Raw genomic sequence first — 16,318 nt, 5'->3', positions numbered from 1 at the left:
CGGACGCGCATGAAGGAGAAAACGAGAACAATCGTGATGGTGGCGCTGCCCGGCGTGCAACTGCTCGACGTCTCGGGTCCGTTGGATGTGTTTGCGGAAGCGAATGCGCAGGTCGGGCGCGAGGCCTATCGCCTCCTTGTCGCTGCGACAGAGCCCGGGCCGCTCCGCAGTTCGTCCGGCGTGCGATTGATGGCGGACTGGGTTATCGGCCGCGATTTCGACGATCCGATCGACACGCTGCTTGTTGCCGGATGCCCGAATGCGACGGAGCTACCGGCGGATGGTGTGGTTCTGGATTGGCTGCGGCAGCGCGCGCCAACGGTCCGCCGCTATGGCTCGGTCTGCAGCGGCGCCTTCTTCCTTGCCGCGGCGGGACTGCTGGCGGGGCGGCGCGTGACGACGCATTGGGCGGTGGCCGAAGCGCTCGCGCGGCGGTTCCCCGAAGTGACCGTCGAGGAAGATTCGATCCATGTGTGTGACGGGCCAGTGCGCACGGCCGCCGGGGTGACGACCGGGCTGGACCTGGCGCTGGCCCTGGTCGAGGAGGACCTCGGGCATGAAGTCGCCAAACGGGTGGCGAGCCAGCTCGTGATGTTCTTCAAGCGGCCCGGAGGGCAGCTGCAGTTCAGCCGCAAGGGGGGAGCGGCACCGGCCGGCCGCTCGGCGCTCCAGGAACTTCAGCGCTGGATCGCCGTCAATCCCGCACAGGATCACAGCGTTGCCAACCTCGCCAAGCGGATGGATCTCAGCCCGCGCCACTTCTCCCGGCTTTTCCGCAGCGAGGTCGGCATCACGCCGGCAAGCTGGATTGAGGAGGCGCGGGTTCATGCGGCCCGCCGCCTTCTCGAACGGGGCCATGAGGCGCCCAAGCAGGTGGCGGCCCAGTGCGGCTTTGCCGATGCCGATACGCTGCGTCGCGCCTTCACCCGCCATGTCGGCGTAACGCCGGCCGAGTACCGAAAGCGCTTCGCCAGCCCGGCGCTTCCCGCCAGGTAAATTGGCGGGTCGCATCCCCCTATTCGGCCGCCTGAACCCTGCCTTGCGGCTTGCTCAGATAGGGCAGAACGAAGAGATAGAGGCCGGTCGGCAAAAGCACGAACAGCGGCGGCAGGGGCAGGTAGTAGACCCATTCGGGAAGCGTCGCCAGGGGCATGCCGATAAAGATCCCGGCAACGGCCAAGGAGAATAGCAGGGACGTCCAGCGATGGATTATCCGGATCAGAGAGGTCATTCTGGCACCTTGAATTCGGGCGGTGGAGCGAGCGGTGGAGCGATCAGTCGAGCTTTGCGACGACCTCTTCCAACTGCGTGAAAAAGCGCTGCCATCCAACGGTTGCGCCCTGGAAGTAGGACTTCTGGTCTGCCCGGAAGCCGCGCTGTTCCATGCGCAGGCTCGTGCCGCCATTGGCGGGAGCGAGCGTCCAGGTGACAACGCTGGTCAGGTCCTTGGTGTCCCAGCGATAGGCAAGCGAGCGGTTCGCCTCGATCGTCTGAACCTCGCAGTCGACCTGTCCCCAATCAGCGGACAGGGTAAAGCGACGACCGACTTCGGGCACGAAATCGTTGCGCATCAGCCATTCGGCGATCAGATGCGGTTGCGTCAGTGCGCGCCAGATTTTCTCCGGCGGATGGGAAAAATTGCGTTCGACCACGACAGAGCGTGTAGTTTCGGTTGTTTCGATCATTGGTCCATTCTCTTCAGCAAATCATCGAGATCATCGAAGCGGTCCTGCCAGAAGCCGGCCATCTCCGTCGTCCAGTCAACCAGGGTCGCAAGCGCCTCGCGCTTTGCGCTGTAATAGGTGTAGCGGCCCTCATGCCGGTCGTGCACGAGCCCTGCCCCCTTCAGGATCTTCAGATGTTTGGACACGACCGGCTGCGAAACCCCGGCATCGGCCAGCAACCCGACGACGGTCGTATCTCCCTGGCGGCAGAGGTGCTCGAAGAGCCCACGACGGGTGGGATCGGCGAGCGCCCGAAAAACCGCATCCTGCAACTGCGACATATCTCATACCCAATTGGCTATACGTCATCATATAGCCAATTAGGTATGCGTTTGTCAAACGCGTAGTGATTGCGGCCCGCGCACAGATCATTTCCTCAACTGTCGGGAAAGATCAGCCTACTGGGAGGATACGTCGATCGCTTCGCCGATCGCGTAGAAGTGTCCGCCCGCGACATAATGCAGGCTGCGCAGGGCCGGGTCGGCGGTCTCGAACATCCAGTGCCCGTCCCGAAATACGCGATCGTCCGCCCAGGCGGCGATGATCTCGCCGATAAACAGGTCGTAGCGGCTTTCGATGGACGGCTCGGAGATCAGCCGACACGCCAGCCAGGCCGAACAGCCGGCAACGAAGGGCAGTTCATGCTCTGGCATGTGGAAGAGCGCGACACCGGCTTTGCCAAGCTTGTCCGGATCGTCGTGCAGGCTCGTGGTGCCGACCGCATGGGTCAGCACCGCCTGGGTCGCGGTTGGAACCTGGATGCAAAATAGGCCCGCCTCCTCTGCAAGGCTACGGGTGCGGGTGGCACTGTCGAGCACGACGGTCAGCTTCGGCGGATCATAATCGAGAGCACAGGCCCAGGCCGCCGCCATCACGTCTTCCACCCCGGCATGGCGGGCGGAGACCAGAACGGTCGGGCCATGGTTGAGCAACCGATAGGCCTTTTCGAGCGGAACGGGACGAATATGCGAATCCATCAAAACCTCTGCCACCGCGGCGAACCTGATCGATGGCCATTTCTATAGTGACACCACATCCCACCAACAAGGGTTGGGCTTCGCCTAACGACATCGGTTGCGATGCCGCCCCTCGTCAAGCCGGACCGCCGCCCGTCGCGCCGGCGCCCCGGCTTCCCTTCATCGCAAAATCCGGATATATTGAATGAACGTTCAGCAAATATGGAGACCGTGATGAACGAGTTGGTCCGCGACATTTCCGTTCCGAATGACTGGGATCGCCGTGGGCTGCCCGGCTGGTGCTACCACAGCGACGCCCTGCTGGAGCTCGAGAAGGAGCATGTCTTCAGGCAGCATTGGCAGATCGCCTGCCATGTGTCCGACGTGCCGGAGCCGGGCAATTACGTCGCCATGGACGTCGTCGGCGAGCGGGCACTGATCCTGCGCGACCAGGACGGCACGCTCCGCGGATTTCACAATATCTGCCGCCACCGCGGCTCCCGCGTCGTCGTCGACGACAAGGGCAGCTGCCGCAACGCACTGGTCTGTCCGTTCCATGGCTGGGTCTACAATCTCGACGGAACGCTGCGCGGCGCCGCGCGCCCACGCTCCTTTCCGCCGCTCGACAAGCAGGCCTTCGGGCTGATCCCGCTGGAACTCGAGGTCTGGATGGGCTTCGTCTTCATCCGCTTCCGTCCCGGTCCGCAGCCGTCGGTCGCCGAGGTCATGCGGCCCTTCGCCGAGGAACTCGGGCACTATGGGACGGACAACATGGTGCCCACCCAGGGCATCTGGACGCAGGAAAGCCCGGTCAACTGGAAGTCCGTGCGCGACGTCGACAATGAGGGCTACCATGTCGCCATGGCCCATCCGGCGCTGCAGGATCTCTACGGCTCGACCTATTACGACGAGCCCTTCGTCAACGGGCTTTGCCGCTCCTTCGCGACCTACAATCCGCATGCCGGCCGGCGCTGGAGCGTGAAGCAATATGTCAGCGTCGCGCCGGAAGCGACGCACCTGCCCGAGCGGCTGCGCAAGGCGTGGATCTATTTTGGCCTGTTTCCGAACGCGGTCATCGCGGTGACGCCGGAAAGTGTGCAGTTCTACCAAGAGTTCCCGCTCGCAACGGGCAAAACGCTGCTACGCGGCGGCATCTATCGCTATCCCGGTGAGACGCGCCAGCAGCGGCTCGCCCGCTACCTCGCCTTCCGCATCGACCGCGACACCCAGGCCGAGGACGTGCAGCTGACGATCTGGTCGAACGAGTCGATGACGTCGAAAGCCTTCGGCGGATTCTATCTCTCCGACCTCGAATACGGCGTGCGCACCCACCACGATCATCTTCGGGCCGTTCTGCCCGTCATGACGCTGGATCAGGCGCCGCGTGAAGAGGAAATAGCCGGCGTCAATGCGACGATGACCACGCGCTAAAACCGAAACAAAAAAGAAGGGCCGGAGTTTCTCCGGCCCTGAAATCGGCCTCGCCGGGGAATGCTGGCGGGGCCGAGGCATTTCATGCCACCATCAGCCCTTCCAGAGCCCCTCGCGCACCAGTTCGTCCATCGTCCTTCGAATACTGACATCGAGGATATCGGCCATGACGTCGATCTGGCCCGTCGTGATCGTCAGCGGTGGCGACATCACGCACATGTTGATCAGCGGCCGCACGAGCAGGCCGAGTTCCTGGCAGTGCCGATCGATGCGTTTGCCGACTTCCAAATCGAGCATCAGCGGATTGTTGCTGACGCGATCGGCGACGCATTCGACGCAGGCCATCAACCCCAGGCCACGCACCTCGCCAACGAGCGGCAGCGCTTCGAGCCGTTTCAGTGCCGCTTGGAAATGACCGGAGATCGCCCGCGCATGGTCGAGCAGCCCGCCTTCCAGGATATCGAGGTTCTTGAGCGCCACCGCACAGCCGATCGGGTGGCTGGAATAAGTGAGGCCATGGGCGAACATCGCGTCGGAATGATTGGACTGGCGCAGCGTTTCCAGAAGTTTCGACGAGATCATCACGCCGCCGAGCGGGAAATAGCCTGACGTTACCCCCTTGGCGAAGGTGATCATGTCGGGCTCGATCGAGAAGACTGCTTTGGAGGCGAAGACCTCGCCGAGGCGGCCGAAAGCCGTCACCACCTCGTCGGCGATGAAGAGGATGTCGTTTTCGGCGCAAAGCGCCCGCATGCGCGGAAGGTAGCCCGCCGGCGGCACGATGACGCCACCGGATGCCATGACCGGCTCGGCGATGAAGGCGCCAATCTTCTCGGCACCGCGCGCTTCGATCACGGCGCGGAACTCCGCAACGAGGAAATCGCAGAACTCGGCTTCCGACTGACCCGTCGGGCGGCGGAAGGGGTTCGGACAGGTGAGCTTGATCACCTGATCCGAAGCGCTGTCCATCCAGTCGTGATCGCGCGGCCGACCATTGAGCGAGGCCGAGAGATAGGTGGAGCCGTGATAGCCGCCCTGACGCGAGACGATCAGCTTCTTGTCCGGCTGGCCGCGCACATTGTTCATGAACTGCATGAAGCGCAGGGCCGTCTCAACCGCCGAGGATCCGCCCGTCGTGTAGAACACGTGGCCGAGGTCTACGGGCGCCTGTGCTGCCAGTCGTTCGGCGAGATCAACCGAGGGCGTGCTCGTCGTGTACCATGGCGAGTTGTAGGAGAGAGCCAGCGCCTGATCATGCAGCACCTGAGCCAGCTCGGCCCGGCGATGACCGACATTGACGCACCACATGCCGGCAGGCCCATCGATCAGTCGGCGCCCCTCGCCGTCCGTCACATAGATTCCGTCGCCGCTTTCGATCGCCCCGCGCGACTCGGCGCCGATGCTGCCGGCGACAGGCCAAGGCTGGACGAGATGCCGCGCGGCGAGCGCGGCGGTTTCATCCGCCTCGCGGTTGTGCACAACTGCAGGATCGAGCTTCGCGGCCATCACGGAATCTCCCATTAAATCCGGTGTCTTCCTCCACTCAACAAGTTGATAACAATCGATAATGACTACTTTTATTGAATGGCTATTCAATCAATATTGCAGAAATTCCGCTTGCGTTCAATCCCGATTTGCGTTTTGCTAATTGAGGGAACACAAAAGGCGGATACCGCCACGGGATGGATAGAATGAAGCGATCGCTGCATTTCCAGTGTCCACGCTCAGCATATCGCGCGAGGACATGCTGATGGCAGTCCTGTCGGGCGCGGGGGTGGAGCATCGGCCCGCAGAACCACCGAAAAGCCGCACACGCTGGATTGCCAGCGAAGAGGCCAGCGGCCTCGCTCTCATCTCACCAACACTGCTTTACGCGCTTGCCCTGCTCTTCCTGCCCGTCCTGATCGTCATCGCCTACAGTTTCTGGACCCAGGACTATCTGACGATCGACCGTACCTTTACCCTCGAAAATTATCGCACCGCCCTTGGCGAACCGATCTACCAGGACCTCCTGGTGCGCTCGCTGGTCATCTCGCTGGTCGTCAGCGTCGTCACCGTCACGGTCTCCTATCCGATCGCCTGGTTCATTTCCTTCCATGGCGGCGTGCACAAGAACCTCTGGCTGTTCCTGATCACCGTGCCCTGCTGGACGAGCTATCTTCTGCGCGTGATGTCGTGGAAGGTCATCCTCGGCTATGGCGGCGTGATGAATACGGGGCTTCTATCGATCGGCCTTATCGACAAGCCGCTGACGACGCTGCTCTACAATTCCAATGCCGTCGTCATTACGCTCGTCCACAGCTGGGCGGCTTTTGCGATCCTGCCGATCTACGTGTCGCTGGAAAAGGTCGACCGCTCGCTGATCGAGGCTGCGCACGATCTCGGTGACAACAAGGTGATGAGCTTCCTGCGTGTCACCCTGCCGCTTTCCCTGCCGGGCGTCATCTCCGCCTTCCTGATCGTGATGATCCCGACCGTCGGCGACTACGTGACGCCGAAGCTCGTCGGCGGCAAGGATGGGGTGATGATCGCGACCGCGATCCAGGCACAGTTCGGCAAGGGCGCCAACTGGCCGCTCGGCGCGGCACTTTCGGTGACGACCATGGTGGTCGTCTCGGCGATGGCGGGGCTCGTCGTCCTCGCGCTGAAACTCACAATGAGGCTGGCGAAATGAGCGGTCGTCACGGCATCCCGAAGTCCCGCTGGCTGCCGGCCTATGTCGGCCTCTACCTGCTCTTCCTTTATTTCCCGATCCTGCTGCTGCCGATCTTTTCCTTCAACAACGCCTCCACCACGACCTTCCCGCTGGCCGGCTTCACCACCAAGTGGTACGTCACGCTCTGGGGCAATTCGGCCATGCTGGAAGCGGCACGCAACAGCATGATCGTGGGCGTCTCCGTGGCGCTCATGAGCACCATTCTCGGCATCTGCGCCGCGCGCGCACTGACGCGCTATCGCTTCCGCGGCAAAGGGCCGGCGACAGGCCTGATCATGGCGCCCCTGTTCCTGCCCGAGATCATCGTGGCGGTCTCGCTGCTGATGATCCTGCTGCAGCTCGGCATCGAGCTTTCGCTCGTCACCGTCATCCTCGGCCAGGTGGTCTTCTGCCTGCCCTATGCGATGTCGGTACTGATCTCAGGCTTCGACGGCTTCGACCGGTCGCTGGAAGAGGCTTCGCTCGATCTCGGCGAAACGGCGATCGGCACCTTCCGCCGGGTGACCCTGCCCGTCGTCGCGCCGGCGATCGTCTCCAGCCTGCTCGTGTCTTTCACGGTGTCGCTCGACGAGTTCATCCTAGCCTTCTTCCTCTCGGGAACCGAGCCGACGCTGCCGGTCTATATCTGGGGCCAGCTCCGCTTTGCCGCAAAGCTACCGGGCGTGCTCGCGCTCGGCAGCCTGATGCTGCTCATCTCGATCCTGCTTCTCACTCTTTCGGAAATCATACGCCGCCGCGCCGAATACAGGCTCAGGGCACAGGGAGCGCAGCATGGCTGAAACACCGACGATCGCAATCGAAGGCGTCAGCAAGTTCTACGGCATCTACAAGGCGCTCGACGACGTCTCGCTCGGCATCGCCGCCGGCGAATTCTTCTCGCTGCTCGGCCCTTCGGGCTGCGGCAAGACCACGCTTCTGCGCTCGATCGCCGGCTTCGACACGCCGACAGAAGGCGACATCCGCATCGACGGCCAATCGGTGATCGGCGTGCCGCCGAACCGCCGCCCTACCAATATGGTCTTCCAGAACTACGCGATTTTTCCGCATCTCGATGTCGAGGAGAATGTCGCCTATGGCCTGAAGCGCCTGAAGCTCGATGCGACCGAGGAACGCCGCCGTGTCGGCGCCGCACTCGAACAGGTCAGGCTCGGCCATCTCGGCAAGCGACGGGCGCATGAACTGTCAGGCGGTCAGCGCCAACGGGTGGCGCTCGCGCGCGCGCTGGTAATGCGACCGAAGGTGCTGCTCCTCGACGAGCCGCTTTCCGCGCTCGACAAGAAGCTGCGCGAGGAAATGCAGGTGGAACTGCGCACGCTGCAGCGCGCCGTCGGCATCACCTTCATCCTCGTCACTCACGATCAGTATGAGGCGCTGGCGCTTTCGGACCGCATCGCCGTGATGTTCGGTGGCCGGATCGCGCAGGTGGCGACGCCGAAGGAGATCTACCAGCGCCCCAACACGCGCCAGGTGGCCGATTTTCTCGGCGGCATGAATTTCATGAAAGCGCGGGTGACCAATGAGACGGCGACGCGCATTTCGGTCGAGACCTTGCGCTTCGGCGGCGTCACCATCGACAAGCCGCTCGGCTTTGCTGCCCGCAACGGCACGGCGACGATCGGCATTCGCCCGGAACGGCTGCGTGTGCTGTGGGATGACGCGCGCTCCGATTTCGAGGTCGCCGGCAAGGTCGTTGATCGACACTATTTCGGCGAGATCACCCATCTGATCGTCGATATCCCTGGCCTCGAGCAGCCGCTTTCGGTATCGGAGACCAACAATTTCGGCGCGGACGACATTCCGGTCGGCGACACGATACGGCTGGCCTACGATCCGGATGCGCTGGTCGCCGTTGCCGACTGACGAAGTTTCGGCGGGACGCGGTCGCGTCCCGCCGATTTCGCTTCTCAGTAGCCCGACTTGATCTTCTCGAACTCGGCGATCATGCGCTGGCGCAGCTCGACCGGCATCGGCGACTGGAACAGCGTGTTGGCCAGGAATTTCGAGATGTCGGCATAGCCCTTGTCGGCCAGGATCTTCGGATCGACCTGCGCCATGCCGCGGGCGTTCGCATGGCCATACCCCCAGGACTCGACCATATAGGCCGTGATCGCGGGATCGGAGATCGAGTTCAGGTAGTCATATTGTTCGTCGAGCGGCGCTTCGGCCCCTTTGAGGCGGACATAGCCGCAGACCCAAGTCGAAAGCCCCTCGGTCGTATCCTTCTTGATCGCCGCCGGAACTCCATCGGCCTGCAGGGTCGTTGCCGTCTCGTTCCACGCCCAGGCAAGGTCGACCTCGCCGCTGGCGATCGCCTGGCTCAAGTCGGTGTTGTCGGTCCAGTAGAGGCGGACGTTCTTGTGCACTTCGCGCAGGAAATCGGAGGCCTGCTTGAACTGCTCGTCGGTCATCGTCGTCCAGTCCTTGACGCCGATGGCGAGGCTCGCCAGCGCATAGGCGTCATCGACATTGTCGCCGATCGAGACCCGGTCCTTGAACTTCGGATCGGCAAAGGCGCGCAGCGACTTGATCTCATCTTCCTTGACCGTATCGGTGCGGTAGGTGAGCACGGTGTTGCCCCATTCGAAGGGCAGCAGCCAGGCCTTTCCGTCCGGCGTCGTCATCAGCCCCTTCATCGCGGCAATGCCCGGATCGATGTCGTTCCAGTAGGTCAGTTTCGAAGTGTCGAGCGGCTCGATCAGTCCAGCCTCGCGCCACTTCGCCACGCTCTGCGAACAGGGATGGGCAAGGTCGGCCTTGAAGCCGGAGCGCAGCTTCTGGAAGGCCTCCTCCTCGTCACCGAAGAAACTGAAGTCCGGTTCGCTTCCGTGCTTGGCGGTGTAGGACGGGTGGAAGGCCGGATCCTCGTAGCCGGACCAGTCGAAGATCGTGAGGTTTCCGGCGGCGTGCGCCGGCAGGGCGGTGGTCGAGACAAGCGAGGCGATGACGGCGCCTCCCAAGATTTGCCTGCACGCGTTCACCAATGTCATGCCAACCTCCTCTATTCGGCCGTTCCGGCGTTGTTGTTCCCTATTTCGGCCCTTCCCGGGTGAAATGCCTGGGGAAGGCGACGAGCAGATATTCGACGGCCGCCGCATGCGCCTTTTCGCGCGTCAGCCCGTCGCCCATCATCAGCCTCAGCCACAGCCCTTCCATGCAGGCGCAGAGCGCCAGCGTCATGCCCTCGGGCTCATAGGCGTAGCCGCCCTCGTCCTTCAGCCTCTGGCAGAGCGCCAGGAAGATCTCCTGGTATTTGACGTCGCGCGCGCCGCAGAGCGCCTGATAGGTCGGCCGCGATTTCGCCTCACCCCAGAAGGCGCACCAGGCCGCGAGCTTGCGCTTGGTGCAGATCTTGCGATCGAAATCACAGGCGACAAGGGCCCAGAGCTGGGCCGCCGCCTTGTCACCGGCCTTCTCCAGCGCCGCGCCCCAATTGGCCGCGTATTCGTCGGCCATATATTGCAGCGTGGCGATCAGCAGCTTTTCCTTGCTCTCGAAATGGAAGTTGACGATGCCGCGCGAAAGGCCGGCGCCATCGGCAACGTCGGCAAGGGTCGTTTCCGAGTAGCCGCGCTTTGCGAGCGAATCGATCGTCGCCTCGATCAGCTGTTGCCGCCGGGTTTCCTTCGAGGCCTTGCGGCCACGCTTTTCGCCTTCCGCCGCTTCCTGCACTTCAGGGGTGAGTTTCATCCGTACCGCCGTATCGATCTTCTTCAGGCGCAGATGCATGTCATGCGTCCCGCCGCATCGGCTTGATGCCACGCAGATGAGTGGGACAATGCTCCCCACTGTCAAGCACCTTCTGCATGGCCGCCCAGGTCCGGATATTCTTGGCCACATAGGCCTCGCCGACCGCCGCAACGGCCGCCGAATGCAATATTCCCTGCAGTCGCGAAAGCTCCTGCCGCGCGACGTCGCGATACCATTCGTTGCGGCTTTGCGCACGCGTCTCGACAAAACCCGCTTCTGCCATCGCCGTGAGATACGTCGCCGCCGAAGCCATGCCGAAACTCAGCCCCTCGGCCGCGAGATAGGCCTTCATCGCATCGGACGGCTCGCCATCGTGGGAGATCAACCAGTCGGAGGCGACGAAGATGCCGCTGGGCGAGAGCACACGGTAGATTTCGCGAAACACGGCCAACTTGTCCGCAACATGAACCAACGCGTCCTTCGAGAAGACGACATCGAAGCTGCCGTCGACAAAAGGCAGCGGGCCAGCCGGCGCCTGAACGAAAGTCACGTCCGCAACGCCATTGCGCGCCGCCTCCGCGCGCGCATGCGCGACGACCGGCGCCTCGACGTCAAAGCCGGTGATCCCAAGGGGATGATAGGTCCGGGCGATATGCAGCGTCACGCCGCCGGCGCCGCAGCCAAGATCGAGGACGCGTCTGCCCGCGATCTCGACCCCATCAAGCACGCGATCGACCTCGTCGGGACCGCCGGGCGAAAGATAGCCCTCACCCCAGAGCACCTCGAGGAAACGGATGGCCGTATCGTCATATTCGACGGCATGTTCCGCATCCTGATCGACCGATGACATCAGACCTCCAAGCCGTCTCGACCCCTCGCTAAAAATCCTATCGCATTATCAGCAGATTGCAACATATTTGCTGAACGCTCATTCAAAATGGATAGACAACATTCTGCTTTCCGTGTCATTTTTTTGATCAACGACAGGGGGAGCCACATGAAAAAATACGACGTGGTGATGATTGGAGGAGGTCATAACGGCCTGGTCGCCGCCTGCTATCTGCAGCGCGCCGGGCTGAATGTCGTCGTCCTCGAAAAGAACGATTGGGTTGGGGGGGCGGCCACCAGCCGCGAACTCACCCCCGGCTTCCTCTATTCCAACTGTTCCTACGTCTGTTCGCTCTTCCGCCCGGAGATCATGCGCGATCTCGAACTGCCGAAGCATGGGCTGCAAGTGATTTCTTACGAGGGCGGCGCCGTTTTCACCCGCGACGGCGACTATCTCGCCTCCTACCGCGACCACGATTCCCATCGCCGCGAGTTTGCCCGCTACTCGAAGCGCGATGCGGAAGCCTATGACCGCTATGCGCGCGACGTCACCCGGCAGTGCCGCTTCATCCAGCCGCTGCTCATGCGCACAGCACCGGACCCGTTCAGCTTCAAGCCACGCGATATCTCCGAACTCATCTATCTCGCAAAGAAGTTCGGCGAATTTTCACCGGCCGAGATGGCGGCAACCTTGCGCTTCTGGACCATGTCGATTGCGGATTTCCTCGACGAGTACTTCGAGACCGACGTGATCAAGGCCTACCTCGCGCTTTCCGGCATCATCGGCACGGCACTCGGTCCGATGTCGCCGGGCACGGCCTATGTACTGCTGCATCATTATATGGGCGAGGTCGACGGTTCGGTCGGCGCCTGGGGTTATGCCCGTGGCGGCATGGGCGCCGTCACCAAGGCGCTCGCCTCGTCGTTCCAGGCGTCGGGCGGCACCATCCGCACCGGCGCCGATGTCGCCAAGGTGCTGACCCGCAGCGGCCGCGCCCATGGTGCAGTGCTTGTCGATGGCGAAGAGGTGCACGGCAATCTCGTCGTCTCCAATGCCGACGTCAAACGCACCTTCCTCAAGCTCGTCGACGAGGACGATCTGCCGGAGCGCTTCGTCCACCGGGTCAGACACTTCAAGATGCGCGGCTCCTCCGGCAAACTCAACATCGCGCTCGACAGTCTGCCGGAGTTCCCGGCCCTGCCGGCGGGTTCCTCCTGCATTCGCGGCGACCTGCATTTCACCGACAGTATCGAGCGCATGGAGCGCGCCTATGACGACTGGAAAGCCGGGCGCTGGTCGGCCGATCCTTTCGTCGACATGATGATCCCGACAACGCTCGATCCGACGATGGCGCCACCGGGAAAACACTTCGTCTCCTGCTTCGTTCAGTACTGTCCGCCCAAGGTGGAAGGCCGGGACTGGACCGATGCCGACCGCGACGCTTTCGCCGAGACGGTCGTCAAGCAGATCAGCGACTACTCGCCCGGTTTCCGCGAACGCATCCTGCACATGGAGGTGCGCACGCCGCGCGAGATCGAACAGGAAGTGGGGCTGACCGAAGGCAATATCTTCCAGGGCGAACTCACCTTCGACCAGTTGCTCTTCAACCGCCCGGTCCCCGGTTATGCGCAGTATCGCAGCCCGGTGCGCGGCCTTTATATCTGTGGTTCCTCGACCCATCCGGGCGGCGGCGTCATGGGCGCCCCCGGCCGCAACGCCGCCGCCGAAATCCTGCGCGATCTGCGCCACACTCCCTCCGACAAGATGAGCCCGGCCCATGACGTCATTTGATGCGATCGTCATCGGCGGCGGCCACAATGGCCTGACCGCTGCGACCTTCCTCGCCCGCTCAGGCCGCAAAGTCCTGCTCCTGGAAGCCAGCGACATGCTCGGCGGCGCCGCGCGCAGCTACGCCTTCCATCCCGGCTATGCGAGCCCTGGCCTTGCCCACATCGTCAACCGGCTCGATCCGGAAGTCGCAGCAGCTCTCTCGTTCGAAAGTGGCAGCGAGGGCGAGGCACCGACGGTGGTGCTTTCGCCGACGGGGCGTCATGCCGTGCTGCGAGGCGGCTACGGAGAAGCCATCGACGGGGTGACCGAAGAAGAAGCCAGGCGCTTCCAGGACCTGCGCGGCAAGCTGACCTTCCAGGCCGCGATCCTGAAGCGGTTCCTGAAACGCAGGCCGCCGGAGATCGGCGGGATGGCGCTGGCGGATTTCGCGACGCTCGCCGGGGCCGGTCTCGGCCTTCTGCGCAAGGGACGAGAGGAAAGCCGCGACTTCCTGCGCATGCTGCTGATGAATGTAGCGGACATCGCCGACGAGTACCTGACCGACGACCGGCTGAAGGCGCTGCTTGCCTTCGACGCCACGCTCGGTATCCATCTGGGACCCCGCTCACCGACGTCGCTGCTCGGCCTTTACTACCGCCTCACCGGAGAAATGCACGGCGTGACCGGCGCGCAGGTCGTCGCCGGCGCCGGCGGCCGATCGGTGGCGACGGCCTTCGAGAGCGCGGCGACCCGCGCCGGCGTCACGATCAGGACGGGCGTGCAGGTCTCCCGCATCGTCGCCGATCGCGGCCGTGCCAGCGGTGTCGTCCTCTCCACCGGCGAGACGCTCGAAGCCGGAGCCATCGTCGCAGCCATCCATCCGAAGGCCACGTTCCTCGCCCTCACCGACGCCGCCGAGATCGGCACCGGTTTCCGCCGCGCCATCGGCAACATCCGCTCGAAGGGCAATGTCGCCAAGCTCGACCTGGCGCTCGACCGCCCCCCGAACTTTCCCGGCGTCGCGGCGGCTGATCTCCGCGGTCGGCTGGTGATCGCCCGTTCGATCGACCATGTCGAAGAAGCTTTCAACCCGGCGAAATACGGCGCGTTTTCCAGCGACCCGGTGATGGAGATCACTTTGCCGAGCCTCGGCGATCCCTCGCTGGCGCCGGCTGGCGGTTGTACGCTTTCGGCGCTCGTCGAATTCGCGCCCTACGCGCTTGCCGACGGTTGGGAGACGGGCAAGCCGGCATTCCAGAAGATCGTACTTGAGACGCTCGAAAGCTATGCCCCCGGTCTTGGCGTGAGCATCGTCGCCACGAGCCTCATGACCCCCTTGGATATCGAGGCGCGCTACAACCTGCCTGGGGGACATTGGCATCATGGCGAACTGCAGGCCGATCAGTTGCTTGTCAACCGCCCGGTCAACGCAGCGTCCGGCTACGCGACGCCGCTTCGGGGTCTTTATCTCGCCAGCGCCGGCTCGCATCCAGGCGGCGGCATTTCCGGCCTGCCCGGCCTGCTCGCCGCCCGGCAGGTCCTATCGGAGAAACGTGCATGATGATGCATCTCACAGCCTTGCGCCGCGCCCAGCAGGGCCATATCCTGACGCCCCGTCTCGAAACGCCGTTTCATCAACGCCTTACCGCACTCAGCGAGACCAATGATTGGTACAGCTGGGCGGGCTACAAGGCGCCGCATTCGATCTTCGACACGGAACTCGAATACTTCGCGATCCGCTCGACGGCCGCCCTGTTCGACATCTCGCCCATGGTGAAGTACCGCGTTCGCGGCCCTGACGCCGAGCGCTATCTCAACCGGTTGACACTGCGCAACGTCGCCAAGCTTGGCATAGGCCGCGTGCACTACACGGCCTGGTGCGACGACCATGGTCATGTCCTCGACGACGGAACGCTCTTCCGGCTTGCCGCAGATGATTTCCGCCTCTGCTGCCAGGAGCGGCACCTGCCCTGGCTTCTCGACAGCGCGGCAGGTTTTTCCGTCGAGATTAACGAAGAGACCAGCGAGATTGCTGCCTTGGCGCTGCAGGGACCAACCTCCTTTGCAGTTCTCGAAGCGGCAGGCTTTGCCGGCGTGGAAAACCTCAAGCCGTTCCAACTCGCCGAGTTTCCCGATCTCGACGGCAAGATGACCGTCTCGCGTACCGGTTTCACCGGCGACCTCGGCTACGAGCTCTTTGTCGATGCCAAGCGCGCGCTCAACCTCTGGGACCGGCTGTGGGCAGCGGGTGCGGGTTTCGGCCTGAAGGCGATCGGCTACGATGCGCTCAACCGCGCCCGCATCGAAGCCGGCTTCATCGTCACCAATGCCGACTTCATCACCGCCGAAGCCGCGCTTCGCGCTGACCGCGAACGCTTGCCCGACGAGGTCGGGCTCGACTGGCTGGTCGATGCCGAGAAGTCCTACTTCAACGGGCGCGACGCCATCTTCCGGGCTCGCGAGAAACGGGCCCTGAAGCACGTTCTCGTCGGGCTCGAAATCGAGGGCAACATCCCGGCCGAGGGCGCGATCGTCTATCACCGCGGCAAGAAGGAAGTGGGCCTCGTCACGGCGGCGATCTGGTCGCCGCTCGCCAAGCGCAACATCGCGATTGCCAGCCTTGCGCGCCCCTACGGCAGCCGGATCACCGACGATCTCTGGGTCGAAATCTATGCTCTGCGCGAACTGCGGTATCAGAAACTGATGAAACGGGCGCGTGTCGTCGCCCGGCCCTTTGTCAAACTCGACCGCCGCTCGGCCAATCCGCCCGGCCGTTTCTGAGACCGCGCGCATGGACGACGAGACGAGACGGCACTGGGAGATGATCAAGATGGCGCCCGGCATCGAGTGGTCCGGCCGCGCTCGATACGCGGCAGCAATGTTCTTCTACCAGCGCGGCTTGTTGGATGCTGAAACACTCGAAGTCTACCGCATCTGCTCTCGCCTCGATGCGGAAGACCCAGCCATGGTCCTGCGTCGCCAACAGATCGGTTCGGAATGGCTGTCCCGTCTGGGGGACGACGGCATTGCCTGAGATCGGCGGGACCTGTTTATCGGATGCCGATCGGGCGATGACGTTATCGACCGCCGAAGCGTTTAACGCCACGGGTGCTCGACACCAATCTTGCGGCGCACCCTATATCCGGCGATCGTGCGATCTTCGACCCGAGCGGCGGCAAGGGCACCAACAATGGTGCCCCCCAAT

The 16,318-nt window shown here is 63.2% G+C and carries 17 protein-coding genes; 9 read left to right on the top strand and 8 right to left on the bottom strand.

Annotation, left to right across the window (positions count from 1 at the left end):
* Positions 1-9: 9 nt before the first annotated feature.
* Entirely contained in the window at positions 10-996 is a 987-nt protein-coding gene (locus LAC81_RS28345; protein WP_223728016.1) for a GlxA family transcriptional regulator, read from the top strand.
* A 19-nt stretch (positions 997-1,015) separates the two neighbouring features.
* On the opposite strand, the gene LAC81_RS28340 is transcribed toward LAC81_RS28345, so the two are convergent.
* The 4 genes from LAC81_RS28340 to LAC81_RS28325 all read right to left on the bottom strand — a co-directional run bounded on the left by LAC81_RS28340 (position 1,016) and on the right by LAC81_RS28325 (position 2,701).
* Entirely contained in the window at positions 1,016-1,231 is a 216-nt protein-coding gene (locus LAC81_RS28340) for a hypothetical protein (protein WP_223728015.1), read from the bottom strand.
* Between the two features lie 43 nt (positions 1,232-1,274).
* Positions 1,275-1,685, bottom strand: a complete 411-nt coding sequence (locus LAC81_RS28335) for an SRPBCC family protein (RefSeq protein ID WP_223728014.1) — start codon at positions 1,683-1,685, stop codon at positions 1,275-1,277.
* Positions 1,682-2,005: an ArsR/SmtB family transcription factor gene (locus LAC81_RS28330; protein ID WP_223728013.1), complete on the bottom strand. Its 324-nt coding sequence runs from the start codon at positions 2,003-2,005 to the stop codon at positions 1,682-1,684. Before LAC81_RS28330 ends, LAC81_RS28335 begins: the two co-directional genes overlap by 4 nt.
* A 117-nt stretch (positions 2,006-2,122) precedes the next feature.
* Positions 2,123-2,701 (bottom strand): flavin reductase family protein, encoded by a 579-nt coding sequence (locus tag LAC81_RS28325; protein ID WP_223728012.1) that lies wholly within the window; start codon positions 2,699-2,701, stop codon positions 2,123-2,125.
* A 213-nt stretch (positions 2,702-2,914) separates the two neighbouring features.
* On the opposite strand from LAC81_RS28325, the gene LAC81_RS28320 reads away from it, so the two are divergent.
* Positions 2,915-4,111: an aromatic ring-hydroxylating oxygenase subunit alpha gene (locus LAC81_RS28320; protein WP_223728011.1), complete on the top strand. Its 1,197-nt coding sequence runs from the start codon at positions 2,915-2,917 to the stop codon at positions 4,109-4,111.
* 93 nt (positions 4,112-4,204) lie between these two features.
* On the opposite strand, the gene LAC81_RS28315 is transcribed toward LAC81_RS28320, so the two are convergent.
* Positions 4,205-5,617: an aminotransferase gene (locus tag LAC81_RS28315; RefSeq protein ID WP_223728010.1), complete on the bottom strand. Its 1,413-nt coding sequence runs from the start codon at positions 5,615-5,617 to the stop codon at positions 4,205-4,207.
* Positions 5,618-5,861: 244 nt separating this feature from the next.
* Here LAC81_RS28315 and LAC81_RS28310 point away from each other — a divergent pair, with 244 nt between their 5' ends.
* Genes LAC81_RS28310 through LAC81_RS28300 form a run of 3 tightly spaced genes read left to right on the top strand, consistent with a single transcriptional unit; the run spans position 5,862 to position 8,687 of the window.
* On the top strand, positions 5,862-6,785 hold the full coding sequence (locus tag LAC81_RS28310) for an ABC transporter permease (RefSeq protein WP_113539163.1): 924 nt from the start codon (positions 5,862-5,864) through the stop codon (positions 6,783-6,785).
* Entirely contained in the window at positions 6,782-7,606 is an 825-nt protein-coding gene (locus tag LAC81_RS28305; protein ID WP_223728009.1) for an ABC transporter permease, read from the top strand. The genes LAC81_RS28310 and LAC81_RS28305 overlap by 4 nt, the downstream gene beginning before the upstream one ends.
* Positions 7,599-8,687 carry an ABC transporter ATP-binding protein gene (locus LAC81_RS28300; RefSeq protein WP_223728008.1) on the top strand — a complete coding sequence of 363 codons (1,089 nt, stop codon included), beginning with the start codon at positions 7,599-7,601 and terminating at the stop codon, positions 8,685-8,687. Before LAC81_RS28305 ends, LAC81_RS28300 begins: the two co-directional genes overlap by 8 nt.
* A gap of 44 nt (positions 8,688-8,731) precedes the next feature.
* On the opposite strand, the gene LAC81_RS28295 is transcribed toward LAC81_RS28300, so the two are convergent.
* The 3 genes from LAC81_RS28295 to LAC81_RS28285 are packed head-to-tail and all read right to left on the bottom strand — an operon-like array spanning position 8,732 to position 11,364.
* Positions 8,732-9,814, bottom strand: a complete 1,083-nt coding sequence (locus LAC81_RS28295) for an extracellular solute-binding protein (RefSeq protein WP_223728007.1) — start codon at positions 9,812-9,814, stop codon at positions 8,732-8,734.
* Between the two features lie 40 nt (positions 9,815-9,854).
* On the bottom strand, positions 9,855-10,514 hold the full coding sequence (locus LAC81_RS28290; RefSeq protein WP_223730342.1) for a TetR/AcrR family transcriptional regulator: 660 nt from the start codon (positions 10,512-10,514) through the stop codon (positions 9,855-9,857).
* Positions 10,515-10,554: 40 nt separating this feature from the next.
* Positions 10,555-11,364, bottom strand: coding sequence for a class I SAM-dependent methyltransferase (locus LAC81_RS28285; RefSeq protein ID WP_223728006.1), 810 nt, complete (start codon positions 11,362-11,364; stop codon positions 10,555-10,557).
* A 147-nt stretch (positions 11,365-11,511) separates the two neighbouring features.
* Between LAC81_RS28285 and LAC81_RS28280 the strand changes: the two genes are divergently transcribed.
* The 4 genes from LAC81_RS28280 to LAC81_RS28265 are packed head-to-tail and all read left to right on the top strand — an operon-like array spanning position 11,512 to position 16,147.
* Positions 11,512-13,134 (top strand): phytoene desaturase family protein, encoded by a 1,623-nt coding sequence (locus tag LAC81_RS28280; protein ID WP_223728005.1) that lies wholly within the window; start codon positions 11,512-11,514, stop codon positions 13,132-13,134.
* Positions 13,121-14,674 carry a phytoene desaturase family protein gene (locus LAC81_RS28275; RefSeq protein WP_223728004.1) on the top strand — a complete coding sequence of 518 codons (1,554 nt, stop codon included), beginning with the start codon at positions 13,121-13,123 and terminating at the stop codon, positions 14,672-14,674. The genes LAC81_RS28280 and LAC81_RS28275 overlap by 14 nt, the downstream gene beginning before the upstream one ends.
* Positions 14,671-15,894 (top strand): aminomethyltransferase family protein, encoded by a 1,224-nt coding sequence (locus LAC81_RS28270; protein WP_419195868.1) that lies wholly within the window; start codon positions 14,671-14,673, stop codon positions 15,892-15,894. Before LAC81_RS28275 ends, LAC81_RS28270 begins: the two co-directional genes overlap by 4 nt.
* A gap of 10 nt (positions 15,895-15,904) precedes the next feature.
* The gene (locus LAC81_RS28265; RefSeq protein ID WP_223728003.1) at positions 15,905-16,147 is read left to right on the top strand and encodes a hypothetical protein; all 243 of its coding nucleotides are present in this window, start codon (positions 15,905-15,907) and stop codon (positions 16,145-16,147) included.
* Positions 16,148-16,318: the final 171 nt, after the last annotated feature.

Source organism: Ensifer adhaerens, assembly GCF_020035535.1.
In the GTDB taxonomy this organism is placed as follows: domain Bacteria; phylum Pseudomonadota; class Alphaproteobacteria; order Rhizobiales; family Rhizobiaceae; genus Ensifer.
Note: the sequence above shows the minus strand (reverse complement) of the source record. Positions and strands in the feature narration are given on the sequence as shown.